The following is a 26,918-nucleotide window of genomic DNA, read 5'->3' as shown; positions in this document are numbered from 1 at the left end:
AAGAAATATCAAATAGAAGAAAATATATGTCTCTGCAATTGTATTTCTATTTATAGTTCCATTGAATGCATTAATATCATATGCTAAATGTAAATGACTCGTCACTGTTTGATAATATCATAAAAAATATTGATAATAAAATGCTGTACTCGTCAATATTGGTATTTGATTTAGATTACTATAATTAAGGGAGATTTAAATTGCTTGCGGGGAAGAATATACCATTTGTTTCCAAAATAAAAAAAGAATACTGTATGCACTAAATCTGGAACGGCCAATGGCTATGAAATGATAAAAATGAATAATGGATTATATTTAAGGATAGTAAGGATGAATGTTGATGGAATAGAATATAAATATATTATAAATAGATCTTCTTAGTAGATATATTTACTATAACAATCTAAAGTTCTTTAAAATTGAATATACCAATACAAAGGAAACCAAAAGGCATTTTGATAAGATGTGATAAATGCGGTTATGAATGGTATTTTACAGGTTTAAAGAAAATTGCGAGATGTCCAGAGTGCAACGCCAGAGTAAAGGTAAATGAAAGCATAGTCAAAGATGAATAAACACCCTCAAATTTGCGTTTTAAGGGGCTTAAAATACAAAAAAGGTATATTACGCTCCATTTCAATGGCCTCCTGTGCAAGCCTCTCCCTGGAAACGAATTCTAATTTATATGTATGAAGTGCATTTAGTAATCCAACAAGGAATGTTGAGCTTGAATCCAGACCGATCCATTCATTAAACTATATCTCAATAACCTGAATTCCAAGCTTCTTGCATTTATTATACAGTATTTTGCCAAATGTGATTAGTGTTACCTTTCTTGAATGTTTATTCTATTATCCGGTCATTGAAATCTCTAAAACTAAGCCTGTTTTCAATCATGAACATGGTCACACTCTCAATTGTTTTCCGGAAAGCCAGGATATCGTAAAATATCCACCATGCAATAATTCATGGATCTTCCTTCTAACATTATCATTATCCATTCAGTATCTGGGAAGCACAAAACCAGGTTTAAAAATTGAAAGCGAATTTATTATTGGATCATCAGAACTGCCGATAAGCTCACCTGCCCTATTATGATGAATTCTCTATTGTATCATACACCAGAACATTTGTATATATTAAACACATCAATTGTTGTTCCCATACAGAACGTATCTCATCTGCTTCAAGCGATGAAAGATTCTCATTAATCTTGAAAGTGATTCCACTATTCTTCTTTCCTGTAGGTTTTATTTTGCTCCTGAGATGTTGATTGATGATCTTAGATATTCTTTGTGCTACTATATATATGAATTTATTATTTAATTTACATGGATATTTTAATAGTGCTTGGCTGCAGGTTGGATAAAAATTGCCATGGCGATGAAATAACAGAAAGGGCTAAGAGAGGTGCCATGCTATTGAAAGAGCATCCTGAGGCTGTTGCCATAGCCTCTGGAGGAATAACAAATATTAAATGCAGAAGTGAGGCCTCTTTTATAGCAGATGTAATAAATCATAGTATAGATAAAGATATTATCCTTGAGGAAAGGTCAACATCAACAATTGGGAATGCCTTTTACACAGGCATTCTTTTAAAGGAATATAAAATTAATGTGTCAAGGATCTACATTGTTACATCATGCTATCACGTAAAAAGGGCCTTAATGATATTTTCAAAATTCTTTAACGTTGAAATTTTAACTGAATGCATCGATTATAAAAGGGATGATGAGGATTTAAAATACGCCAGGGATTATAAAATACTTGAAGAAATTGGTGATTTAAATGATGAAAAAAGGATTTTAGAAAATTTTCTCCATTTTCTTTGATGTTTAATTATATATTTTTATTTCGTCTGCATCAATATTAAACCTGTTCAAATCAAATCTTTCAACGATGTCATTACCGGAGTATCCTTTTAAAAGCATGCTTCTTACCATTCTATTACCTGATGCACTATCAAAGTATTTGTCATAAAATTCAAAATCTTTGTAAACATCAATTATTTCTGATATCACTTCAAGGGCAAATCTAAATGGCCTGAACAGATCTCTATTATTTACATATATGTATATTCCAGAGCATTTCATACCAGAATACTTTGAAAAGGATGGTATAAATTTTACATCAATGACCTTTACGCCTGGAATCTTTAAATCATTTATTTTTTTACTTAATTTAACCCCATCAATCCATGGTGCGCCAAGGATCTGAAATGGTCTTGTTGTTCCACGCCCCTCTGATAGATTTGTGCCCTCGATTAAAACACTGCCTGGATAAACAATGGCGGTATCCAGATCAGGCATGTTTGGCGACGGCATGATCCATGGCTGGCCTGTTTCATCATGCCATAAACTCCTCCTCCAGTTTTTAACTTTAACTATGTTAAGGTTTGTTCTTTCTTTATTAATATATTTATTAAAGAACAGTGCGGCCTCGCCGATGGTTAATGAATGCCTCATGGGCAATGGCATCGCACCTATGAACGATTCAAGCCCACCATCAAGAATTGGCCCCTCCGGATTCAGGCCCGTTATCGGGTTTGGCCTGTCAAGAACTATAAATTCTGTACCATTATCATTTAATGACTCCATGGAGTATATCATCGTTGCAAGATATGTATATATCCTGCAGCCAACATCCTGAAGATCGTAAATAATAGCATCAAACTTTTCCATTATGCTTTTATCAGGATACTTTGATTTATCCCTTTTTGAATCCATTTCCCTCATGGAGCTGTCAATATCATTATTATCAACATTTCCAGGATTTTTGTAAAGGCTCTCAACGTAAACATTGAGATAATCATCAAAGTATGATTCAACAGGTATTCCGGCCTGAAGATCGCCAAAAAAACCATGCTCAGGGCTTAGCAGTGTTAAACTCCTGACATTATTTAATGATTTTATCACATCAAGTGACGAAACCAGTTCGCGATTCCTTGCCATATTATTTGTTATAATGCCCACATTTTTATCTTTTAATTTCCATGAGATGCTGTTTATCTGGTCTATGCCTGTTAATACCATGTTATATCATACCTTTTAAGGAAATAAGCTTATGCTTTTTTTAAATTATCTAAATGATACAATTAAATATATGGCATGTTATACCATATAATGATAGAGGAAATAAAGTTTAAAAGATTAAAAATTGGGATGAAAAAGCCCTTTGTAATCTCCCTTGGAAGCACAGATTACTATGATGGTTTCATTGTTGAGGTAACTGCTGATGGAATAACCGGCTACGGTGAGGCTGTGCCAACACCAATGATAACCGGGGATACCGCTGGATCAATAGAGTATGAGCTTTCGTACTTTTCAAAGAATTTGACAGGCATGGATGAAAACCCGGAGATGCTTAATGATTTTATGAAGAGAACCATGGTATCATCAAGGGCAAGCAGGAATGCAATTGACACGGCAATTTATGATATAATATCAAAAAGGGCGGGCATGCCCTTAAAGAGAATGCTTGGCGGTCATAAAAAGAGAATAATGACCTCATTCACCGTTGATCTTGTGGATTCAAAATCTGCATTAAAGGAGGCAGATGATCTTATTAATGATGGTGTTAAGGTTTTTAAGATAAAGCTTGGCTCTGGCATTGATAATGACGTTGACAGGGTTAAAACAGTCAGGGATGCCATTGGAAATGATAAAATAATATATGTTGATATGAACCAGGCATATAACTGCAAGCAGGCGCTAAGGCTTTCAAACATGATATCCAAATATGAAATAGAATTTATAGAGCAGCCTGTAAATGAATATGATTACACCGGGCTGAAATGTTTTAAGAAAGGATCATTTATTCCTGTAATGGTTGATGAATCTGTTAAAAACCCTGAGAATGCCGCATTTATTTTAAAGAATGAGCTTGCGGACATGGTGAATATAAAGCTTATGAAATCCGGTGGAATAACAGATGCAGTGAAGATCTCTGATATATGCGATGCATATAATATACCGGTCATGATAGGCTGCATGGTTGAGACAAAGGTATCAATATCCTATGGAATAGACCTTGCACTGGGCAGGAAGATAGTTAAATATGCTGATCTTGATGGCTTCAGCAGCCTAAACAATGATATAACAAAAAACTCTGTTATATTTAATGATGGATATATAACAAATCATGATATACCAGGTGCCGGATTCGAGCTTGCAGATCCAAAAGCACTTGGATTTTAATTTTTATATTAAATAAGTCCAAAGGCTCTTAGTATTGCAAGGTAAACGCTCTCGGGCTTTGTGCTGAAGCATGATATGTATCCTGTTCCCCCTGGCACATTATTAATATCGCAGTTTATCCCTGTTGATATATAAAAAGATCTTTTTTTAAATGTTAAATCTTTTAATTCATAATTTTTTATATGCAGATTCCTTCCTATGATTATAACCTGCCTGGCACTGCCATTGTAGTTTTCATAATCAAAGATATTGATCCTTTTTATTCTTTTTTTAAGCATTGAAATTACATTTTTATAATCTATCCTTCCGGTTTCAACAAGGGTTCTTGATATATTCGGCATAAATATTATGTCCGTTTCAATGTCCTTGCTTAGGTATTTTCCCCTAAATTTTTTCACGCACATATATGATATAAATGACATGCCCTTATCAGGCATTTTTATGTAATGATCCGGAACAAGATTTATTATTCTTTTATATGAATCGCGATTAATATCCTTAAACTTTATAAAATCCATGAGCTCAATTGACGTTTCAGGATCAACGCTTTCTATTATATCTGCATTTGATCTCATTGCTATTTCCCTTATTGAAAAATTCGATGACAATGCCTTCATATCAATTGAATCGGTAACGGAAACTCCCGTGAAATTTAGATCCCTTCTTAATATATCATTGATCCTTTTTGATAATGATGCGGGCACATCATCAATGGATGAATAAAGAACATGTGATAGCATTATTGATTTAACCCCGGAATTAATTGCAGATACAAATGGCATCATGGAAGTTTTTATTTCATTGATATTTCTGTTATCAACAGGCATTGTTAAATGCGAATCCTCAATAACGCCGCCGTGCCCGGGGAAATGCTTCGCGGTGGCTGCAACACCTGCAGATTGCAGTCCATTTATATACGATTTCCCGAGTTTTGATACCTTTTTTGAATTCTTACCAAATGACCTTTCAAGTATCACAGGATTTTTTGGTGATTCCAGAAGATCCAGTACAGGCGCATGGTTCCAGAGTATTCCAATGGATCTAAGCTCCGAGCCTGTAATAAGGCCTGCCATTCTTGAAATATCTGCCCTGTTTATAAATCCAAGGCAGTAATTGCTTGGAAGATAATCAATATCACTGATCCTTATGACGTTGCCGCCCTCCTGGTCTATTGAAAACACCGGCCTGTTTAACTTAAGATCGTTAATATAAAATTTATTTATCTTTGATATTAAACTGGCAAGTTCCCGTTTATTCGAGAAGTTTCCCCTCATTAATATTATGTGCATTGGTCTTAATTTTGAAAGAAATTTTTTTATGTTCTCGATATCATCTCCGGGAATTCCGGTCTCAATAAAATAACCATAATTCATTATTATGTAAATGCATTGATATATTAAACGTTACGTTAGTAAATTTTTAAACACAGTATTATGAAAAAGCCTTCTAAATCTTAGTATTGAATCATTTGACCTTGATGGATAGACCCTGTTTGTTAGCAGCACCGCAATTATTTTGTTTTTATAATCAATGCAAACTGATGTACCTGTAAAGCCAGTATGCCCTATTGTATAATAATCGGAATAATCACCCATGAAGTATGAGTACCCGAATGATTCTGAAACATGCCTTTTCCTTGGAAGCTTCACCATCCAGCCATTTGCGAATATTCCGCCAAGATATTCGTTCTGTGGTTTTACCATTAAATCAAATGTATTCCTTGAAATAATTTTATAGTTAATAAATGCATTAAAGTAGTTCAATATATCATTAACGTTGGAAAACAGGCCGGCATGACCGGCAACGCCGCCGAGGCCGTATGCCTTTTCATCATGGACTGTACCGTGGATTAAACCACGTGCGGCATCGACCTCTGTCGGTGCCGTCATTTCATGATTCGCCGGATTGAAAAACGTGTTTTTAAGTGATAACGGCCTGAAAAGTTCCTGTTCTGCTATTAAATCCAGGGGCTTTTCGTAAATGTTTTCCAGCACAAAGCCAAGGAGTATATAATTAATATCACTGTAAACCTCCTTTTTGTACATAACTGAATCCCTTGCAAGTATTGATATAATTCTTAGATAATCTGATTTTGATCTCCCATAGAGATGCAGCGGGAAATTACCAATGCCGCTGGTATGTGTAATTAGCGATCTTAGGGTAAGTCCTGAAATATTGTCAATATCCATGCCAAGTGATTTTAAATTGTCCTCGAGGGCTATCCTTCCGGCATCGAGAAGCTTCATAACAAGCATTGATGTTACCGCGACCTTGGTCACTGACGCAAGATCAAAGAGCATTTTATCGCAATTATAAATATTCAGTTCTGGTATGCCACCATGAAAACCGAGGTATTTTATTTCGCCATCTTTCATTATTCCTGCAGATATAAGCGTTGAAACCTCTGGTATTGAATTTATAATAAGATCATTTATTTGATCTGAAAAATCCTCCATTATTAAGAAAAAGTGATGATATATATAAATATAATTATCAAAGATAATATAAAATCTTTAAAATGATTAAAATTGCCATTGATCTTTTATTTATAATTTAATGGTATATTAAATATAAAAGCATTTAAAAATATTAAATAATTATTTATTCTTCCTGCCAATTATGTAAACTGCAACCATTGCAAGGAATAATGCCATGAAGACCACTGCAATTACAAGTATATATGTGTTCAGCGGATTCTCCTCAATTTTTGTATGAACAATGTTTTTTACCGTTGAATTTTCAGGTATTATAAAGAATGTGTAATTATAGACACTCTTTGATGTGCCGTTGTTTACATAAACATGTATGTAATCTATGCCTTCCCTTGAAAGATCCGGCACATTTATTGTTATCCTTAAAGAGCCCGATGAACCCGTGTTAAATGATTTTACGTTCAAGTATCCAGGGTCTGATGTGATATTTCCTGAAATGCCAGGTGCATATGGTCCTGCCATGCCATCAATTGTTGAGTTTATGTACATAGTATAGTTTTTGCCGGCCATTAATGCGTACTCTCCATTTAAATAGTATGAACCAGCGGCAAAAACATCAACAAAGTATGATATGAATGGCCCTGTGCTGTTTTTATAAAGGTACTGACCTGACATTATGTACGTTGCTGCCGTTGAATTGCTTCCTGTTGCCGAGATCTGGAACTCATCGAATGGTATATAATATCTTGACTGATAATTCATTATTGAATAGTTCTCAGGGTTGTAAATCTCAGGCGTGAAGACTGCTGTTGCATATCCTGTACTATTCGTTGTAACATTGATCTCCGGCATGCTTGATGATCCATAGATATTTGCAAACGTTGATGTGAAACCCTGCAGTACAAGAGAGTTCGGATTAAAGGCTGAGGAGTGCGCTCCAATGAATGTGCCGCGGTTTGCACCAAGGGCGTTCTGCGCTGTTAATGTTATTTTATAGTTTTTAAGCGGTTTTCCATCCATTGTTGCCATTAATGTTATGTTTAATCTTCCATTGTAATTCACGGTGTGCCTTGATATGATCTTTATTGAAACGCTGTTATTATTTGATATTAAAATAGGTATTTCAAATGGCTGGTATATTCCAAAGCCATTTCCGTTATATGATGATGTGACCTGGCCCAGGGTCATGTAGCCATACTCGCCCTGCATTGAAGAACCTGCGGCATAGTTTCCTATAAATATATATGTTTCATAGCCGGTATTTTTTGAGTCATTAAATGTTGAGTTTTCCCTGAGGCCAAAGTCTATGATGCCGTTGGCACCGGTTACACCGGATATTGACGACATGTTATAATTTTTAAGGCCATTGCTAAGTACATAATCTGATCCGAGGCCAAAGCCATCGATATCTGAAACGTATGATAATATCTGGTTTTTACCTGAAATTATATTTACCGCGCCTGCAAGGGTCTGAATTGTATATGAATATCCGGAAACCGGGCTTCCGGTCACAGGATTATATATCTCCAGGCTAATGTTTTCAATTGAATTCCTTGATAATGTACCATTATATGATAATATTTTATATGCGACCGGTACCGGTGAAACATCGATGTGCCCAAAGCCGATTGCCGGTATGTATTTATTTGATACTGCCGTGGCCGTAATATTTATTATTCCAGAGTAATCTTTTGTGTAGATAAGTGAGTTTGTCTCCGGTATCCTGAATTCAAATTTGTATATTCCTGATGAATTCGTGATTCCTGTTATTGATGATACATTTATTATGCCGCCGGATGGTATATCGCCAATATCTATTTTCACCCCTGAAACCGGAGCCCCAAAGACGTTTCTTACAGAAACAGTTGCATTTCCGTATTCACCATTGTAATAAATCCTTTTACCTGTTATGACGCTGACCTGTAATTTTGTTTCAAAACTGGTTTTTATTTTTATGGCACTTTTCTCATGCAGCGTTACAAAGTTCCAGAACCAGAATGATGAAAGGGGCAGGCTGTCCTTTGTTATTCCTGTGAATGTTCCGTTGTTTATCGGTATCGGATCAACGCCATATGTTATATCAACGTATGTTAATTCCTGCGCGCTTATGTACTGTATCATGTATGCTATCTTAAGCTGCTGCTGTATTGAAAAGACATGGTAAAGCCTTCCGGTTAAATTGTCCAGTATCTTTGTTATCTCTGTTCCATTATAATAAGCATTATCCCTTAATTCTGGACACAATGATGAATTAACCGGGCCATTATATGTTATTCCTGAAAATGGCCCTATGTAATAGCCTGCAGGTGCCTCTGAGAGATTATATGTCAGATCAAGGAAGCTTGTTGGGTTTCCGGATATTCCTGAAATACCAAGCTCAAGCGATTGATAATCGTAATCATTTGAGTTTGCTATGGCCGTTGCAAGTGCCTCCTGCTCCACGCTTGCCTGTATTCCCATGGCTCTCCAGTCCTTTGCTATGATCTCGGCACCCTCAACACCCAGTGGGTTCTGGCTGCTCACTATGGCCTGTATTACCATTTTCACAGGCTTTCCATGGTATTCAAGAACGTATTTTCCATTTGATGTTACATATTTAAGGCCCGGATGCCTGATCATTGTTTGATTTATTGTTTCCATGGCCCTTGATATGCTGAAATGATATACCGGCAAATCTGGTGCATGCCATGGAACATCGGATGATGGAACAACAGAGTTTCCAGGTGTATCAAAGCCCTCATCAACAACCGATGTTATATATGATTTCGGTATTGCATATTCAAGGGCCTCCCTGACACCTGTTATATTGAACGGCGCATTCGATGACCTTGGATTTATCTGGATAAAGCCAAAGCTTGTACCCTCCTTTGTGTAAACGTATGTGTTTGGTATGCTTTCTATCGTTGGAAGAAAGGTCTGCGGTGGTGATGGTATTATTGTATAAACGTCACCGGATCTTAATGCCGCAACCGCGGCAGAGTATGACGAGTAGCTTATACCCTCAATTGCATAGAGCCTTGGCATGTACTGGCTTAATGATTTTACAGATCCTGCAAAGTAATGCGTGTTCTGGTAAAGTTCCCAGTAGTTGTTCATGAGCAGTATGCCCCTGGGCATGCTATAGCCGCCGTTCATCATAAATGGGCCTGTGCCTATTAATCCTGGTGCATAGCCTGTTGCAGGGTTAAAGCCAAGATTCCAGAGATTGTATGATTGGGATGCCGGAAGATTTTTTGAATAATTCCATAATCCAGGTGTCGATGAATAATCATGATTAACCCATATATGGTATGGAAGCACCGGTGTGCCAAGTGTTACCTCAACGAAGGTTGATATTGGCTGTGTTAAATAATATTCAAGCGTCAGGTTATTTACCGGCACAATGTTTGCTATGTTGCAAAATGATCCTGAGAACGTTAATGATGAATCAAGTATCTTCCATGATAGTATAAAGTCTGCAGCCTGAACATAGTATGTTTTCATTGTTACAGGCTTCCATGGCTCGATACTTCCTGTTAATGTATCATAAAAGCTTTTGTACTGGTAATTGTATGTTTTCCCTGATGTTGAAACAAACGATGTGCTGTTGCTGAAAACGTATGTATCATTGCTGTTTGATTGCGTCCAGTCCGTCCACTGGACCCCTGGCCTTATATGAACGGTGTATATATATCTCACGGATTCATTTAATCCTGTTACAGGGTCAAAGGTCGTTATGTTTGAAACCGGCTCACCTGACCATGATGTTAAAAGCCATGGGCCAAGGGTTCCATTTGGGTATATCTGTATTCCGGTACTGTATATATTATTAAGAAAAAGAAAATCACATACAGTATTTGCAGAAAACTCGCTTATGTCAAGAACGCTGCCAACCTCTGCGAACTTATATGTCCCATTGCCTGCCAGATTAACTGATGAAACATATGGTTCTGCAGGATTAACATTATGTGGCTGAATGCCTGAAAAGGCCGTGGCAATCATAAAAAATACCACAAGGAATGCAAGCAAGGCCACACCTTTCTTAATCTTGCCTCTTACCATTTTTATATATAATTAGTTTTATTAATAAATTTTTGTATTAAGTTAATATTATTTTTATCAATTAAAATAATAATTTTTTATTATAAATGTATATAATAATTATTTTAATAATTTAAATATCATTTTTAATAAATTTTATTTTTATTTAAAAACTAAATAAAATTTTTAAAACATTTTTATACATTTAAATAATATTTCATGTTATTATTATCATGTAAATTATTTATAAATTAACAACAAAATTAATAAGATGATTAATTATTTATTTTTATGTATTATGCAACGATTATATCCCCGGTTGCCGATGTCAGATCTGAGCCAAGATTTGAATCTGAGCGTGAATCGCAGCTCATCTTTGGTGAATCTGTTAAAATTACTGGATATTACAATGATTATGCAGGGGTAATATGCAATGACGGTGTTCATGGCTTTATAAAAAAAACACAGCTCGGCGAATATAAAGTTAAAAGGTACAAAACCAGCAGGCATCTAATGCTAAAAAAAATCAAGATGCCATTCTCGGCATACATAGACGATGATGATATATCGAATTATAATATACCAGAGGATTCAATAGAGCCGGTTAATAAAAAAAGGGAGCCATTTGAGATGGCAATGGATTTTTTAACAGTGCCATATCTCTGGGGTGGCACATCATCCTTTGGCTTTGACTGCTCCGGATTTACACAGAGGCTGTTTAGATATAATAATATTGAAATACCCAGGAACAGTGAACAGCAGCGTGAGTTCTCAGCCATGGTCAACGGACTTGATGAGGCAAGACCAAACGATCTTGTGTTTTTTAAGGGCCATGTTGGATTATACATTGGCGATATGAAGATTGTTCATGCAAACGGCCACTATGGCGGTGTTACTGTAACAGATCTGTCTGATGGAAGCGAATACTCAAGGTATTTAATATCAATAATGCTTAAGATAGGAAGAATCAAAGCAAATGTCCGGGTATAAATGTATTGTTTATTATATCACGTATATCATCACGTTTTTTAATTAAATGAACGTTATCATCTGATATTAAAACCTCTGCAGCCCTTGAAAGGCTGTTGTAATTGCTGCTCATTGAGGATACATAGGCACCTGCATTCATTATGCCAAGGATATCACCAGGTTCAAGCCCTGGAAGTTTAACGTTTAGCCCTGTAAAATCGGTGTTTTCACAGATCTGCCCTGTTATATCATAGTTGAATAGCTTATCATCATTCTTGTTAATGCATATTATTTCATGCACTGCACCGTAGAGTGCAGGCCTTATTAATATGTTCATCCCAAGATCTGTTCCTGCAATTGATCTTCCATAATTCTTTAAATCAGTCACGGTTGCAAGCGCTATGCCTGCATCTGCAACGAGATACCTCCCGGGCTCGATTATTATTTCGGCATCAGGGTTTGAATCCATTATGCCATCAAGGGCCATGGCAATGAGCCTGGCCGTTTCATTTATGTCGAGCGCCGCCTCATTTTTATATGGAACGCCGAAACCGCCACCAATGTCTATAAAATCAAAGGATATGCCAAGCTCATTATTTATCGTTTTTATAATACCGGCAAAGATTCCTGACAGTTCATAAAAGTATCCAGGATCAAGATTATTTGAGCCTGCCATCATATGTATTCCAAACTTCTTAACACCGGCATTTAATGCAGTTCTGTAGCCATTTAATGCCTCGTTCATTGGAATTCCAAACTTTGATGATGGACCAGCAGTTTTTATACCTGTAAATTCACCGTTTCCGTATCCAGGGTTTATCCTGAATGATATTATATCCGGCAGCTCATTTTTTAAAATGTTCATCTGGTTAACATCATCAAAGTTTATTTTTATGTTCATTTCAAGTGCGCGCTTTAAATCATTATATGATAGATTATTTCCGGTCATTATTATATTATCCGGTGATATTCCGGAATACATTGCTATCTCTGCCTCGTTTGGATTTGCGGCGTCAGCACCTGCACCAAGCCTGCGGAGAATTGATATTACCGCGGGGTTTGAATTTGCCTTTAAGGCATAATGTACCTTAAAATGCCTAAAATGTTTTGAAAATGCACTTTTTATTTTAAGATAATTATTATTTATTCTCTTCTCGGAAAGCACAATCAATGGTGTTCCAAATTGATGTGCAAGGCTTTTTAATTCCACATCATCCAGAAAAAGCGAGTTGCCTTTGTACTGAAAGTTCTCTATCATATTATATTAATGGAGATTAGCTTAAAAATTTAACTGAATTATATAATATTTATTTTATTAAGAATCTCAAGAAGCGTTTCATCAACAATTCTTTCAGAATAAACATCAAATGCGTTGTTAACAATTATACTGAATGATACATCATGATCGTATATATATCCGGAAAGCGATGATACACCATCAAGTGACCCTGTTTTCGCGGTTATTTTTATATCATGGAGATTTAAAAGCCTGTTCCTAAGTGTGCCATGGCCTGGTGCCGGCATTAGGTCTGCAAGATCCCTGTTTATAAGTGATGCCAGGATATACGTTGATATAAGGTTCTTTCTTGAAAGCCCTGAACCATCGCTTACATGAAATCTCCTTCCAGGGAATTTTTCATTGAGGAATTCACTGTATATTCTGCATGATTTCTCCCATGTTCCCTGGGTTCCGGTTAATATATATGATATGTACTTTGATATATGCTCCGCTGCCAGGTTGCATGATACATAAAGCATGTGCCCAAGCAGGCTTTTTATATTATCCCTGTATAATATAAAGGATTCGCCATGCACCGGCGATATTGTATATGTAACACCAAGATCGTATGACATCTCAAGCAGCGGGTTCATTAATGGCCTTCCAAGATGTGGTTCATCACAGCCCTCATTGTAAATATAAGGAAGTATCTTTGGCTGAAAGCAGTACTCTGAATTTCCATATGTCCAGTCATTATTATAAAAGTTATAATCAATATACGCATCAGAAAATACTATTCTTTTTATTTTTCCTGATTTGCCTGCTAGTTCAAGGAATTTTTCACGGGTCATTCTTGTTGACGGGGCACCGGATATTACAAGGTTTCCATTCTCATTTTTAAAAAAGGTTTTAAAATCTTTAATATACCTCATTGCCAGAATTGCTGTTACAATCTTCATATTTGATGCCGGCATTAGCGGCAGATCCATGTTAAATGATCTTAAAACACGGCCTGATTTAATGAAGCAGTACGATAAAATATAATCCATGGATGTAATATAATATTGCTAAATTAAACTTATTGATAATATAAATTATTTTTTATTCATTGATCTTATAATATCTATAGATCTTGATATATCATAGTCTGTTCTTTCAAGAATATTAACGGCATCATCATGTTTTAGGTTGAACTGATGCATAAGTATATTTACAGCCCTGGACCTGAGCTTTTGATTGTACCATGACTCCATGCTTGACATCGTATTTTTATATGTTCTCCCAAGCTTTACTGCAATGCTTGTTGAAATAATGTTAAGCGCCATCTTCTGGGCCGTTCCGGCCTTCATCCTTGTTGATCCCTGAATTACCTCTGCACCCGTGATTAGCTCTATGCATATATTTGAAAATTTCTTTATTTCCCTGTTCTCATTGCATGTAATCCCGGCGGTAAGGCATCCAAGATTCATGGAAAATTTTAATGCAGATATTACAAATGGTGTGGTTCCAGATGCCGATATGCCTATTACAACGTCATTTTTATTTATGTTAATTGATTTTAGATCCTTTACAGCAGCATCCTGATCATCCTCAGAGTTTTCAACAGATTCTGCAAGCGCCCTTTCGCCCCCGGCAATGATATAATCAAATGACTCCCTTCCAAGGTTATACGTTGGCTTTAATTCAACAACGTCCTGTGCGGCTATTCTACCGCTTGTGCCTGCTCCAATATATATGACACGCCCGCCGTTTCTTATTGCATTGCATGAAACCTCGGCAAGTCTTGAAATGTTTTCAATCTGCCTGCCAACAGCCTCGTATGCACTTATATCGCTTAAATGTATAAATTCAGCAATTCTTTGAAAATCCCATGTGTCGATGTCAACTGTGTTTAAATTTATATCCTCAGTATCATTCATAATACATATATAATAATGTTTATATTAAAAATTTCATTTTAACGGATTTCCATTTATTATTGTATTTACAATATCAATATTTTCATTGACAATGTTTATATCTGCAATCATTCCGGGCCATATCATTCCATAATTCTCCATGCCGAGGAGCCTGGCCGCATTTCCGGAGAGCATTTCCGCCAGTTCATCTATGTTGATGCCATGTTCATAAAGATTTTTAAATGCACGTTCCATGGTTAAGACGCTGCCTGCTATTGTTTCTGTTCCTGAGATCCATGCAACGCCATCCTTTATATCTATGCCAAGGCCGCCAAGGGTTCCTGAATATTTGTCTGTACCGCCTATTGAAAGCGAGTCCGTTATTGCTATTATTCTTTTCGGGCCCCTGATTTTCAGCATTATATTTATCGATTCCCATGATACATGATGCATATCAGGAATGACCTCAAGGAACACATCGGATAAAAGGCCGGCGTCTATCATGCCAGGCGCCCTGTGGTTAAAAGCCGTCATGGCATTATAAAAATGCGTCATTAACATTGCACCTGAGTTAATTGCCATTGATGCCCTATTAAAATCAGCATTTGAATGGCCAATTGAAACAATTGTTCCTGAACTATTAAACATTGATAGTGCCTCCTGGAAATTATCCAGCTCCGGGGCGATATCAATGATCTTTAATGTATTATTCGACGCATTTAAAATACTTAAAATTTCATTTTTATCTATTTTTCTTATAAAATCAGGGTTATGTGCACCCCTCTTTTTTACATTTATATATGGACCCTCACTTCTGGCACCGATTATCCTTGCCTCGTTAACGTCCTGTGATGACATTGCATATCCAATCTTTTTAATGAATTTAATTATATCATCCACAGGAGAGGAGACGCATGCCGGTATGAATGATGTGACACCATGCATTGCAAGCATCGAGGCCCATTTATGTATATCAGAATAACTGGATTCCATGGCGTCTATACCGTAGTATCCATGTGTATGTATATCTATAAATCCGGGCATTGCAATGTATGCATTAAGCCTGTCCTTTAATAAATAATCCGGATGCCTGGTTATGCTTTTTATCATGCTGCCAGATATATTTATGTAATAATCATTATAGATGCCATCAGGCGTTGGTATAATACCTGCAAGGAGGCTGTAATTCATTCTTTGTAATTAGTTTATATATAATAAACTTTTTAATGAATTTATTATTATAGAAATAAATATATATACATAAAATATGGCCCATAATGTATAACCTTGAAGATGAGATTAAAAGTCAATACAAAACAATGCCAGAGTCATATAAAAGGACGGTTTCAAAATGCATTGATGTGAAAAATTTAATGGGTTCAGAAAAAAACATCTTTATAATTGGAAGCGGGAGCAGCCATAACTCATCAATATTTTTATCAATGCTATTGGATCTTGCAGGCATAATTACAAAACCGTTGCAGGCATCGCTTTTTAATGAAATGATTGATAAATCAAATTATAGAGATGGTTTAATTATTGCGTTCAGCCAGTCCGGTGAGAGCAGGGATGTAATAAATGCGGCTGTCTCGGCACGAAAAAAAGATTTTAAAATAATATCAATTACAAATGGAATTAATAACAGCCTGTCCCGCATCTCTGATATAAATATATCATACAGTGCCGGTGCCGAGCTGGCAGTTACGGCAACAAAGAGCTTTACAGGATCGATGATGGCCGCATTTGGCATTTATTCATGCATTATTGATGATATTATTAATATTGATGGTATTTCAGGCGATATTATAAATATAATGGAAAAAGCCTTTAAAACAAATTATGATTATGATTTTAAAAGAGCCGTGTTTCTTGGCTCCGGGCTTTTCACCGTGGACGCACTTGAGGGTGCACTCAAGCTACGTGAAACCGCGGGCATTGATTCAGAGGGTTTTCCGGCCATGGAGTATGAGCATGGCTACATGGAAACAATAGATAATGATACATTGATAGTATCCATTGGTATTAAACCACCGGAAAAAATAAAAAAGTACACGTCGAGATTCATTGTAATTGATCCTGGTTTAATGACCGGCCTAAATGACGAGATTATGCGTGCCATTACATGTATTATCCCGCTTCAGGTGCTGGCATTAAAGGCTGCACTGGCAAGGGGCATTGACCCGGATCATCCTCAAAAGCTTAGCAAGGTGGTTAAATGAGGGTAATCTCCATTGATGGCGGTGCCACAAAGACCCTTGCCGTTTTATACGATACATTAAAAGAGGAGGTTCTTGGTATTGGCGTTGCAGGTCCATCAAACTTTTTTTCCGTAAGCACTGAAACCGCAATGGATAATATTAATAAAGCCATGAAAATGGCATTATCGAATATAAATGAATATGAAATAATTATGGGCCTTGCAGGCTTCGGCGATTCAGAAAGGGCAAACAGTATCGGATTAAATATATCAAAATCCATTTCACATGGACATAAATTTTTTATTGAAAACGATGGTGTTTTTGCATACAGACTTGCAAATCTATTCAATGACGGTGCAATATTTGCGCCAGGAACCGGAAGCATAGGAATTTATCAAAAAAACGGCGGTATCAAAAGAATTGGTGGCTGGGGCTGGTTTGCAGGAGATGAGGGTTCCGCATCATGGATTGCAAGAAGGGCATTAACAATTGCCGAGGAGCAGTATGATAAATTAATAGACGGCGATTCCCTGGTAAAATTAACAGAGGAATATTATAAAAATGAATTCAGACAGGCAATAAATAATCTCGAAATTGAGCATCCTAAAAGAAGGGTTGCACTTATGGCGCCAGGAGTTTCAAAATTGGCTTACAGTGGAGACAGCATTGCTGTTAATATAATTAATGAGGCTGCAGATTACGATGCAAGAATTTTAAATGTTATGTCAAAATTCTTTGACCATGAAATTCCAGTTGCACTTGTTGGCGGGACTGTTCTGGCAGGTGATATGCTTAAAAATGGGGTTATTAAAAATACAATATTAAAAAATATTTCATTTTTCTATGGCTACCATGTTGCGGTGGGAGGTCTAATATTATACATGAATAAAAATAATATTAATTTTGATTATAAATTAAGGGATAAAATAATAAAAGATATAGATGATAAAATAAATGAAATCGATCATAGAATACTATATGAAAATCTGGGCGTTGATTTTATTTAATCTTAATATTTTTAGTTATAAATATGACTAATTATAATAAATAATGTAGAGAATATATAAATAAAATAGAATATTTATTGAATATTAAAAATATCCATTTAATAATTTATATAAAATAATTTAAGCAATGAAGTAGGATGATATAAGATATTATTAATAATATGATCTTAGAGCAACCCAATATTTGAAGATTCTTAATTTAATTATCGTAACATTAATAATAAATTATTTCGTATGCTTATATGTATAGAAAAATTTATATATTAATTTTCAATAGTGGCTATTTATTATGAGAGTTAGGATAGTATTTGAATTCAAAGGCGAGCTTAAATTACCAATATGGTACAATAATTTAATTCAGGCAATGATATATTCTAATATATCTGATCAGGAAAAAAGAGATAAACTTCATGAGTTTGGTTATCTTGTAGGACCCAAGAAAATCAAGCTTATGACATTTTCAAAATTGTTTGGCAAGTACAGAATAGAAAATAAATCAATAATTTTTAACTCTCCTGTTTATTTCATTTTTTCCTCTTATGATGATGACCTTGTTTCCGATATAGCTTATAATTTTCTATCCAATCAGAAATTATATCTAAATGGAACCAAGATTATAGTTAAAGACCTCATTCCATCATTTTTTGATTATAATATATATAAAAATAGAAAACATTACATAATAGAAATGCTTTCTCCAATAACAGTTTACACAACACTAAAAAATAAAAAGAAAATTTTTTTTGAGCCATGGTCAAATGATTTTGAAAATGCAGTAAGAAAAAATATAGCGACAAAATTAAAAGCTATAAATAAGTACAGCGATGATTTCACATTTAACATATCATATAATAATATGAAGAACCAAAAAGATGAAAAGATTATCTATTTTAAAGACACACTTATAAAAGCATATAATGGCATATACACAATAAGAACTGAGCCAGAAATAATGAAATTATTGTTCTATTCTGGTATTGGCTCAAAAAATTCTGAGGGATTTGGCTGTTTCAAAATTTTGGGTGATAAAAATTGATAAGTGCACTTGAGGGATTGGGAGGATTGTTAACTTCGGACGCACTGTCAAATAAAATACAAAAAATAGATTTAAAAAAGAATGGATCTTATCTTTGCATAATCAACTTCTTTACATCCAAGAATATAATAACTTTAAAATTTAATGAGATAACAGATGACAGCGCGGAACTGGTTGCCAAGGAATACCTATGGATTGGAAATATAAAAGGAAATAAACCACAATGGCATTTAACCACAGATAACATTTATTATGCATTTAATTCAATTCCAAATTTTTATAATTATCTAAAAAGTAAAAATTATCGTGGTTCTCTTATAAACAAGATAGAATCAATTATTAATAAATATTATAAAGATAACAGCACATACTTTGATATAATTATATATCCTGGAGAAATAAAATTTACTAGAATAAAAATAATTTATAACAAGAAGGAAAAGAATAACAGCACCCAGTATAAAAACAATGTTCTTTTAGAATTGATACCGTATCCATATATTTATTATAGTATAGATGATCTAATAAAATATACAGGAGAATTAAACGGATATCTAAAAAATATTTCACTTTTTACAATTGGAATTGATGACGAAATAATTGCAAAGAATGATGAATATAAAGATATTTTAAAATCCTCTATGACACCTGAAAATGAAAATTATGAGGATGGAACTTGTTCAGTATGTGGTCAAAGTAATAAAAAAGTTACCGCTGATACAAGCAAATTTAGATTTAAGTATTATAATACAAATAAGATATCATTTTCATCAAAACTGTTAAAAGATTTTTCAAAAAATTTTGTCATATGCTCAGACTGCTATCAAAAGATAATAAATGCTGAAAACTACCTGCTCAATAATTTAAGTACCAATCTTGGGGACTGGAGCATTTTAATAATTCCAGAGGAAACTGTATTTCATGGAAAAATAGAACCTGAAAAGGTTTTTAAGATTACAGATTCAATTATAAATTCAAAGGCAGAGTCTCTTGCAAAATTGGAAATTTTAACAGATGATGGTTATATAATAGATATTATGTTTTATGAGATGGCCAGGAGCTTTTTTAAAGTTATAGACATAATAACAGAAATACCTGAATCAAGGGTACTAAATATGATAAATAATATTAATTCAACATATCTTGAGTTCAAAAATATGTTTTCATTCTTTAATTATAATTTGAATATTAATGGTTTTTATAAAACATTAGCAAAAAATAGACAATATAAGGAAGCTTTGACATTTATAATAAGTCTATTTAAACTAAAAAACATAAAATTAAACAAATTATTATCCATATATATGGATTCAATTTCTCAGTATTATTATGAAAATGGTAGACTAGATACAAATTATATAATAGCTTTAAATGCATATTTAAAATTTTTAGCAAAAATGAATGTTATAAATGAATTTAAATTTGAAAATCTTTACAATGGAGGTAAGAGCAAAATGAAAGAGGATAATTTTATCAGGGAGATGGGATACTCAAAGGAACAGGAGTGTTTGTTCTGGATTGGTTATGCCATTAAGAAGATAGGAAGCATACAGTACGCAAATGGTATAAAAAGCAACCCAATGCTTGAAAAGATAAATTACCAGGGTATGAATCTTAACTCATTGGAAAAGTTATTAATACAAATAGATGAAAAAATAAAACAGTATGGAATATATTCAAAAGATTTTGGATATGCTCTTTTTATGGCACATTCAATATTATCAAAATATATTTCTGATAAGAATAAATGGCCAATAGACGATGTATCAAATGTATTTTTAATAATGACAGGCTACAGTGTTGCAGATAAGTTAGAAGATGAAAACAATGAAGATGAGGAGGATGATAATAATGAGTGATATAAAAGATGGAGAAATATTGTTTTTATATGAAGGAAAGCTAACAAACCCAAATGGAGACATAGATGATGAGAACAGACCCAGAATGGATTATGAAACTTCCACAAATCTTGTTTCAGATGTTCGTTTAAAAAGATATATCAGAGATTACCTACTTGAAAACGATAATAATATCTTTATAAATCATGGTAATGTTCAAACCGCCACTGAGAGGTTAAATGATGCTTTGGAGAATAAAGCAAATGAAGATACAGATTTAAAGAAATTTGTAACTGATAAGTTTATTGATATAAGATTGTTTGGAGCCATGATACCAATATCGCAAAAAAATGAAAATAAAAAAAGGTCTGATGGTGATTCAATAAGAATAGTTGGGCCCGTACAGTTTTCTTGGGGATACTCATTAAACAGGGTTGAACTTTTGAACTCATACTCAATAACAGGTGGCTTTGCCAGCTCCACTGGCAATAAAATGAATTCTATCGGAAAGGATTATAGATTATATTATTCATTAATTGGATTTTATGGTGTTATAAGTTCAAAAAGGGCAAAGAAAGCAAATCTTGGCCCAGATGATATTAAAAAGTTTGATGAGGCAATGATAAATGCAATACCATCTCAGGCTTCGAGGAGCAAGATTAACCAGATGCCTGTTCTTTACATAAGAACAGAATCTAATGGAAAATACATAGGCGATCTTAGAGATTATATAAAACTTAATATCAAAAAGGAGCCTATCAGGAATATAAATGATTATTCAATTAGTTTGAAACAACTTATAAGCGTAATTTCTGAAAATGAAATATCAATAGCACAATGCTGGATACACAAAAACCTAAACATAGAAGATATGGAAGATTTAACGAATTGTAAAAAATGATAAACATGAAAATGATGGTTTTTGATCTGCAGGCAAAATTTGCAAGCTTCAAAAAATTTTATACTAATTCTTCTTCACTGACGTATTTATTTCCACCAAGAACCGTGATTTCAGGTATTATAGGTGCCATTCTTGGATTTGATTTTGATTCTTATTATGAAGATATGAATTTTAAGAATTCATTGATATCGGTTTCTGTAAAATCAAAGATAAGAACTTACATGACTAATTTAAATTACATGAAAATAATTGATTACTCATTTTTTAATAACATTATGGAATCAAAGGGATACGATTATACTCAAATACCATTTGAATTACTTATCCCGGAGGATTTTTCAAAGAATATAGTTTATAGAATATATTTTTCATCAAAAGATGAAACGATATTAGAACTTAAGGAAAAAATAAAAAATAAAAATCCATATTATCCTGTTTCTCTTGGTTATGCCAACATGCTTGCCACGGTAAGATTTGTTGCGGAATCTGAGGTTGAGATATTTTCCATAGATGACTTTATAGAGGTTGTGTCACCTACCCCGTTGAAATACATTAATTGTGTAAAGATTGAAGAAGGCATTCATATACAAAAGGATATAATACCAATTTACTTTGATAAAGAGAGGAGACCAAGAACTGAGACCTATATTTTTGAGCACGGTGGTAAAAATTATAAAATAAAAACAGATAGAAAAATAATAAAAGTAAAATATAATAATAATGAAGAAAATATGGTTTTACCAGAGGTTGCAGAAAATGAATTTCTATTCTCATAAATGGTGTGAAGATGGAAACATAAAATTCAGATTTCTGCATGATCATCTTATAGAGGTTGGCAGGAATTCATATAAATCAATTAAGTGCATTTACCTAAATAAGAATGATGAATATTTAAAAAAATCAGCATTTATTGTTGGTTGTCTGCATGATTTTGGAAAATACACGGAATTTTTTCAGGATTATCTATTATATAATAAAAAGCAAAAATACAAATCACATGCCTTTATTTCAGCATTATATGCTGCATACTGTGCCAAACAAAATAATTTTCCTGATGAGTATGTTCTTTACATTTACCTAGCAGTTAAACACCACCACGGTAATCTTTGTAATCTTGATTCTGATATTGGGATTCCTCAATTACAGCAGAATATATCTTATGATATTGAAGTATTAAAAAAGCAGTGTGACAACATTAAAAAAAATATTCATGAAATAGAGAAGGATTTTAAATGTGTTGCAGATTTTTCATTTAAAGAAACTGGTATAAAGTTGGATTATATTGATTCATTTATATCGCATCATGAAGATATATTTAATTACCTTGTTAAAATATATAAAAATATAAAATATACATCAAATTCATATATAAATATAGAATTTACAGATTTTTTATTAATTTATTCAGCATTAATAGATAATGATAAAAGAAATGCAGCATCATTAGATGTTAATGACAGAAAGTATAATATAAAAGAGGAATTAATAGAGAATTATAAGAAATCAAGATTCACAACAAAGTATAAAATAAATAATATGAGAGATGAATTATATAAAACTGTGAAACATAATATGCAAAATGCAGATTTGTCAAATCATTTTTATACCATAACATCACCAACCGGTTCTGGTAAAACTCTTGCAGGAATAGCTGCTGCATTAATCTTAAGGGATAAACTAAAAGACAGCGTTAAAAAATTATATAGAATAATATATGCTCTCCCGTTTACAACCATTGTAGATCAGAATTATGAAGTTATGAGATCTGTTTTAAGTGGTTTGAAAGATTTTGAAGAAAACGACGAAAGATATATAATTAAACATCATCATTTAAGTTTATCAACCCAAAAGATTGCTGGAGAGGAACTTCCAGTAGATCAAAGCCTGATGTTAACTGAGGATTGGGATAGTGAAATTATATTCACAACTTTTGTGCAGTTATTTGAATCTTTGGCAGGCTTTAAAAATAGAAATCTAAAAAAATATTTTAGAATCGCTAATTCCATAATAATCCTTGATGAAATCCAGAGTATAAGCATTGAGAATTGGGAAAATATAAAATTCTTATTGAAGTTGTATGCAGAAAAATTTGATATATATTTTATTATTATGACGGCAACCCAGCCAAATATAATAGATGATGCGGTGGAATTATCTGGCGATTATAAATCAATGTTTAGACAATTAAGCAGGGTGGAAATGCATATAAATTTAGAACCTATGACTCCAGAAGAAGTTATTGATAAATACATTAATTGCAAATATTCTTCTATACTATTTATGTTTAACACAATTAAGGCATCTATTGATGCATATAATCATCTAAAAACGCTGACTAAGAAAAAAGTTTATTACATATCAACAAATATAATACCCAAACATAGGATGGATGTAATAAATAAAATAAAAGACAGCATAAAGAATAAAGAGGATATAATTGTAGTATCCACTCAAATCTTTGAGGCTGGAATAGATATAAGCTTTGACATAGTTATCCGGGATATTGCTCCAATTGACTGTTTAATACAATCTTCTGGTAGAGTTAATAGAAATGGAAACAATAATAAAAAAGGCGAGATTTACATAGTAAACTGTTCACCCAAAAATAGTTGTAATGGCTATTTTTCACGACATGTATACGGGCAGCTGCATACAGATATTTCATTAGGATTATTAAAAAATAGGGTAACAATAGATGAGAGTGATTATCTTGATATTATTAAAGAATATTATAAATGCGTCAGGCAGTTAACATTACAATCCTCAGAGAATCTAGAAAGAGCCTTAAATAACTTAAATTTTTTTAAGAAAAATAAATCTGAAATAAATGATGAATATTATGTTTCTAACTTCCATATTATAAATGATTTTGATAAATATATAAACATATTTGTTGAAATAGATGATGAGGCTGCAGATATTATAAATAAATATAAAGTTAAAAAATATAATTATTATGATGATGATATTATAAAATTTAGAAAGGAAATGTATAATTATATAATTTCAGTTAGAAAAACTGATTTGAAAAACATTGTATGTGATAAATTTTATGATGATTTTTATATAATTCGCAAAAATTATCTTGAATCTTCATATGATAATACAACAGGTCTAAAGATTAATAATGGTGAGAGTCTGGTGATATAAATGAATGATTTAAACATAACAGGCACAATGATTTGGTATTATAATATATGCAAACGCGAAGTATGGTTAATATCCCATGGAATTGAGGCGGATCAAGATGACGATAATATAATCATTGGTAGAACTATACATGAGCATAGTTATAATAGAGATAGAAAGGAAATTAATATAGAAAATTCCAGAATAGATGCAGTAGAAAATAAGGATGGTAAAACAATTATAGTAGAAATTAAAAAATCGAGTAAAACTGAAAATGCTGCAAAGATGCAGTTATTATATTACATGTACCAGCTATACAAACCAGGGACAAATATTACCGGTGAGTTAAGATTTCCTGCTGAGAAAAAAATAATAAGGGTTGAACTAACTGAAGAAAATATAGAAAAATTGGTGAAAATTATAGAAGACATAAAAAGAATTATTGAAATGGAAATTCCAAAACCGGTAAAAAATATCCATTGCAGGAATTGTGCATATTCTGAATTTTGCTGGTCGTGAGGATAATGAAGAAATCTATCTATATATTTAGCAGTGGAAATCTGAAACGTGATGAGAATACAATATTAATAGAAAATCAAGATGGTAGAAAATATATACCCATTGAGAATACATCTGAAATATATGCTTTTGGAGAGATAAATTTTAATACAAGGCTACTTAATTACCTGAGTGAGAAGGGTATATTAATACACTATTTTAATTATTATGGATATTATTCAGGATCAATATATCCAAGAGAGCATTTATCCTCAGGTGCTGTGATATTAAATCAGGTTAAATATTATATTGATTCTTCAAAAAGGCTTGAAATAGCACGTCTAATAGAAAAAGGGGCTGTAGATAATATTCTTATAAATTTAAAATATTATAACAACCGCGGTCGTGATTTAGATCAGGTAATAGAAAAAATAGAACATTTAAAAGAATCTTTTGATACACAAAATGATATAAATTCTCTCATGCTTGTTGAGGCCAAGATAAGGGAATTATACTATTATTCATTTAATGAGATAATAAGTAACAAAAATTTTTCATTTGAACGTAGAACAAAAAGGCCTCCTAAAGATAATATCAATTCCATGTTAAGTTTTGTTAACTCAATATTATATACAACCATTCTAGGAGAGATTTATAAAACACATATGGATCCTAGAATAGGATATCTACACGAAACTAATTTTAGAAGGTTCACGCTAAATTTAGATATATCAGAAATATTTAAACCAATCATAGCAGATCGTGTAATATTCAAACTAATAAACGAAAATATTATAAAAGAAAGCAATTTTAATAAAATAGAGAATATAGTTTCCATTGATAATACCGGAAAAAAATCAATAATAGAAGAGTTAGATAAAAAATTAGAAACAACCATATCCTATCCAGGAATACCACACAAGGTTTCATATAGAAGATTGATTAGACTAGAAGTATATAAATTAGAGAAACATATATTAGGAGATAAATTATATGTTCCATATAAATCTGGATGGTGAGTGGGATTTATATAATATTGGTTTATGATATTTCAGAAAAGCGTGTCTCAAAAGTTTTAAAAATAGCTAGGAAGTATATAACTTGGATACAAAATTCTGTCTTAGAGGGTGAAATATCACAGGCCTCATTCTATAAATTAAAAGAGGAAATTAAAAAGGTAATTAATGAAGATGAGGATTCAGTTTTGTTTTACATTATAAGAGATTTGAAATACACCAACAAAGAAAATTTAGGTGTAATAAAAAATTCCGATGAAAGATTTTTTTAATTTACGTCGACCATCAATAGTTCAAAAAATACAGGGCCTCGACGGAATAGATAAATTTGATTTTTAAAGCAATTTATTACAGCTTTTGTATATAAAATAACTATTTTTTATATTTTTTTTAATATTAAAAGAAATTGCTTACAGATGCATAAAGTATAATTTTAATATAATATTTAGTATAAAAAAGTAGAACTACTGATAATGCGCAATTTTTATAATATAAATACTTATATATCATAGTAATATTATTATGAGGTATCTAGTCTATCTATAAGGGTTTGAAATGAAG

At 33.0% G+C, this 26,918-nt stretch carries 21 protein-coding genes; 13 read left to right on the top strand and 8 right to left on the bottom strand.

The features are described 5' to 3' along the window. Positions 1–1,331 precede the first annotated feature (1,331 nt). Entirely contained in the window at positions 1,332–1,832 is a 501-nt protein-coding gene (locus B8780_RS06620; protein WP_084273096.1) for a YdcF family protein, read from the top strand. Positions 1,833–1,835: 3 nt separating this feature from the next. Here the strand turns inward: B8780_RS06620 and B8780_RS06615 are convergent, their stop codons facing one another. Beyond that, positions 1,836–3,032 carry an exo-beta-N-acetylmuramidase NamZ family protein gene (locus B8780_RS06615; protein ID WP_084273095.1) on the bottom strand — a complete coding sequence of 399 codons (1,197 nt, stop codon included), beginning with the start codon at positions 3,030–3,032 and terminating at the stop codon, positions 1,836–1,838. Positions 3,033–3,122: 90 nt separating this feature from the next. On the opposite strand from B8780_RS06615, the gene B8780_RS06610 reads away from it, so the two are divergent. Beyond that, entirely contained in the window at positions 3,123–4,196 is a 1,074-nt protein-coding gene (locus tag B8780_RS06610; RefSeq protein ID WP_161939692.1) for a dipeptide epimerase, read from the top strand. 8 nt (positions 4,197–4,204) lie between these two features. Here the strand turns inward: B8780_RS06610 and B8780_RS06605 are convergent, their stop codons facing one another. From B8780_RS06605 to B8780_RS06595, 3 genes are all read right to left on the bottom strand, one after another. Further along, entirely contained in the window at positions 4,205–5,569 is a 1,365-nt protein-coding gene (locus B8780_RS06605) for a glycoside hydrolase family 3 N-terminal domain-containing protein (protein WP_084273093.1), read from the bottom strand. A 30-nt stretch (positions 5,570–5,599) separates the two neighbouring features. Beyond that, entirely contained in the window at positions 5,600–6,652 is a 1,053-nt protein-coding gene (locus tag B8780_RS06600) for a serine hydrolase domain-containing protein (RefSeq protein WP_084273092.1), read from the bottom strand. 141 nt (positions 6,653–6,793) lie between these two features. After that, complete coding sequence (locus tag B8780_RS06595) at positions 6,794–10,669, bottom strand: ABC transporter substrate-binding protein (RefSeq protein ID WP_084273091.1); 3,876 nt, start codon at positions 10,667–10,669, stop codon at positions 6,794–6,796. A gap of 270 nt (positions 10,670–10,939) precedes the next feature. On the opposite strand from B8780_RS06595, the gene B8780_RS06590 reads away from it, so the two are divergent. Continuing rightward, a complete protein-coding gene (locus B8780_RS06590) occupies positions 10,940–11,638 on the top strand; it encodes a C40 family peptidase (protein WP_084273090.1) in 699 nt (232 codons plus the stop codon). On the opposite strand, the gene lysA is transcribed toward B8780_RS06590, so the two are convergent. Genes lysA through nagA form a run of 4 tightly spaced genes read right to left on the bottom strand, consistent with a single transcriptional unit; the run spans position 11,616 to position 15,925 of the window. Further along, positions 11,616–12,875, bottom strand: a complete 1,260-nt coding sequence (gene lysA / locus B8780_RS06585) for a diaminopimelate decarboxylase (RefSeq protein WP_084273089.1) — start codon at positions 12,873–12,875, stop codon at positions 11,616–11,618. The genes B8780_RS06590 and lysA overlap by 23 nt on opposite strands. Positions 12,876–12,913: 38 nt before the next feature. Further along, positions 12,914–13,885, bottom strand: coding sequence for a D-alanyl-D-alanine carboxypeptidase (locus B8780_RS06580; RefSeq protein ID WP_011176816.1), 972 nt, complete (start codon positions 13,883–13,885; stop codon positions 12,914–12,916). Between the two features lie 45 nt (positions 13,886–13,930). Beyond that, on the bottom strand, positions 13,931–14,755 hold the full coding sequence (locus B8780_RS06575; protein ID WP_011176815.1) for an N-acetylmuramic acid 6-phosphate etherase: 825 nt from the start codon (positions 14,753–14,755) through the stop codon (positions 13,931–13,933). A 33-nt stretch (positions 14,756–14,788) separates the two neighbouring features. After that, positions 14,789–15,925, bottom strand: coding sequence for an N-acetylglucosamine-6-phosphate deacetylase (gene nagA / locus B8780_RS06570; protein WP_084273088.1), 1,137 nt, complete (start codon positions 15,923–15,925; stop codon positions 14,789–14,791). 86 nt (positions 15,926–16,011) lie between these two features. Between nagA and B8780_RS06565 the strand changes: the two genes are divergently transcribed. The 10 genes from B8780_RS06565 to cas2 all read left to right on the top strand — a co-directional run bounded on the left by B8780_RS06565 (position 16,012) and on the right by cas2 (position 26,629). Next, positions 16,012–16,953 (top strand): SIS domain-containing protein, encoded by a 942-nt coding sequence (locus B8780_RS06565; RefSeq protein ID WP_084273087.1) that lies wholly within the window; start codon positions 16,012–16,014, stop codon positions 16,951–16,953. After that, a complete protein-coding gene (locus tag B8780_RS06560) occupies positions 16,950–17,939 on the top strand; it encodes a BadF/BadG/BcrA/BcrD ATPase family protein (RefSeq protein ID WP_084273086.1) in 990 nt (329 codons plus the stop codon). Before B8780_RS06565 ends, B8780_RS06560 begins: the two co-directional genes overlap by 4 nt. Positions 17,940–18,228: 289 nt before the next feature. Beyond that, positions 18,229–18,975 carry a CRISPR-associated endoribonuclease Cas6 gene (gene cas6, locus B8780_RS06555; protein ID WP_084273085.1) on the top strand — a complete coding sequence of 249 codons (747 nt, stop codon included), beginning with the start codon at positions 18,229–18,231 and terminating at the stop codon, positions 18,973–18,975. Next, entirely contained in the window at positions 18,972–20,834 is a 1,863-nt protein-coding gene (locus tag B8780_RS06550; protein WP_084273084.1) for a TM1802 family CRISPR-associated protein, read from the top strand. Before cas6 ends, B8780_RS06550 begins: the two co-directional genes overlap by 4 nt. Continuing rightward, positions 20,803–21,714: a type I-B CRISPR-associated protein Cas7/Csh2 gene (gene cas7b / locus B8780_RS06545; RefSeq protein WP_161939691.1), complete on the top strand. Its 912-nt coding sequence runs from the start codon at positions 20,803–20,805 to the stop codon at positions 21,712–21,714. The genes B8780_RS06550 and cas7b overlap by 32 nt, the downstream gene beginning before the upstream one ends. A 5-nt stretch (positions 21,715–21,719) precedes the next feature. Further along, entirely contained in the window at positions 21,720–22,490 is a 771-nt protein-coding gene (gene cas5b / locus B8780_RS06540; RefSeq protein ID WP_161939690.1) for a type I-B CRISPR-associated protein Cas5b, read from the top strand. Then, positions 22,471–24,864 carry a CRISPR-associated helicase Cas3' gene (cas3, locus tag B8780_RS08245; RefSeq protein ID WP_201788791.1) on the top strand — a complete coding sequence of 798 codons (2,394 nt, stop codon included), beginning with the start codon at positions 22,471–22,473 and terminating at the stop codon, positions 24,862–24,864. The genes cas5b and cas3 overlap by 20 nt, the downstream gene beginning before the upstream one ends. Then, positions 24,865–25,362, top strand: coding sequence for a CRISPR-associated protein Cas4 (gene cas4 / locus B8780_RS06530; protein ID WP_084273080.1), 498 nt, complete (start codon positions 24,865–24,867; stop codon positions 25,360–25,362). A gap of 5 nt (positions 25,363–25,367) precedes the next feature. Continuing rightward, entirely contained in the window at positions 25,368–26,360 is a 993-nt protein-coding gene (gene cas1b / locus B8780_RS06525) for a type I-B CRISPR-associated endonuclease Cas1b (RefSeq protein WP_084273226.1), read from the top strand. A gap of 5 nt (positions 26,361–26,365) precedes the next feature. Continuing rightward, the gene (cas2, locus tag B8780_RS06520) at positions 26,366–26,629 is read left to right on the top strand and encodes a CRISPR-associated endonuclease Cas2 (protein WP_084273225.1); all 264 of its coding nucleotides are present in this window, start codon (positions 26,366–26,368) and stop codon (positions 26,627–26,629) included. The last annotated feature ends 289 nt before the right edge of the window (positions 26,630–26,918 follow it).

Origin of the sequence: Picrophilus oshimae DSM 9789, from assembly GCF_900176435.1 — an archaeon.
Classification (GTDB): Archaea; Thermoplasmatota; Thermoplasmata; order Thermoplasmatales; family Thermoplasmataceae; genus Picrophilus; species Picrophilus oshimae.
Note: the sequence above shows the minus strand (reverse complement) of the source record. Positions and strands in the feature narration are given on the sequence as shown.

Coding starts and splice junctions, on each gene's coding strand:
- cas6 (WP_084273085.1), top strand. CDS start 18,229: ATGAGAGTTAGGATAGTATTTGAATTCAAAGGCGAGCTTAAATTACCA.
- lysA (WP_084273089.1), bottom strand. CDS start 12,875: ATGATAGAGAACTTTCAGTACAAAGGCAACTCGCTTTTTCTGGATGAT.
- B8780_RS06580 (WP_011176816.1), bottom strand. CDS start 13,885: ATGGATTATATTTTATCGTACTGCTTCATTAAATCAGGCCGTGTTTTA.
- B8780_RS06595 (WP_084273091.1), bottom strand. CDS start 10,669: ATGGTAAGAGGCAAGATTAAGAAAGGTGTGGCCTTGCTTGCATTCCTT.
- B8780_RS06575 (WP_011176815.1), bottom strand. CDS start 14,755: ATGAATGATACTGAGGATATAAATTTAAACACAGTTGACATCGACACA.
- B8780_RS06610 (WP_161939692.1), top strand. CDS start 3,123: ATGATAGAGGAAATAAAGTTTAAAAGATTAAAAATTGGGATGAAAAAG.
- cas1b (WP_084273226.1), top strand. CDS start 25,368: ATGAAGAAATCTATCTATATATTTAGCAGTGGAAATCTGAAACGTGAT.
- B8780_RS06565 (WP_084273087.1), top strand. CDS start 16,012: ATGTATAACCTTGAAGATGAGATTAAAAGTCAATACAAAACAATGCCA.
- B8780_RS06560 (WP_084273086.1), top strand. CDS start 16,950: ATGAGGGTAATCTCCATTGATGGCGGTGCCACAAAGACCCTTGCCGTT.
- cas4 (WP_084273080.1), top strand. CDS start 24,865: ATGAATGATTTAAACATAACAGGCACAATGATTTGGTATTATAATATA.
- cas3 (WP_201788791.1), top strand. CDS start 22,471: ATGAATTTCTATTCTCATAAATGGTGTGAAGATGGAAACATAAAATTC.
- B8780_RS06590 (WP_084273090.1), top strand. CDS start 10,940: ATGTATTATGCAACGATTATATCCCCGGTTGCCGATGTCAGATCTGAG.
- B8780_RS06600 (WP_084273092.1), bottom strand. CDS start 6,652: ATGGAGGATTTTTCAGATCAAATAAATGATCTTATTATAAATTCAATA.
- cas5b (WP_161939690.1), top strand. CDS start 21,720: ATGAAAATGATGGTTTTTGATCTGCAGGCAAAATTTGCAAGCTTCAAA.
- B8780_RS06605 (WP_084273093.1), bottom strand. CDS start 5,569: ATGAATTATGGTTATTTTATTGAGACCGGAATTCCCGGAGATGATATC.
- nagA (WP_084273088.1), bottom strand. CDS start 15,925: ATGAATTACAGCCTCCTTGCAGGTATTATACCAACGCCTGATGGCATC.
- B8780_RS06620 (WP_084273096.1), top strand. CDS start 1,332: ATGGATATTTTAATAGTGCTTGGCTGCAGGTTGGATAAAAATTGCCAT.
- cas7b (WP_161939691.1), top strand. CDS start 20,803: ATGAAGATGAGGAGGATGATAATAATGAGTGATATAAAAGATGGAGAA.
- B8780_RS06615 (WP_084273095.1), bottom strand. CDS start 3,032: ATGGTATTAACAGGCATAGACCAGATAAACAGCATCTCATGGAAATTA.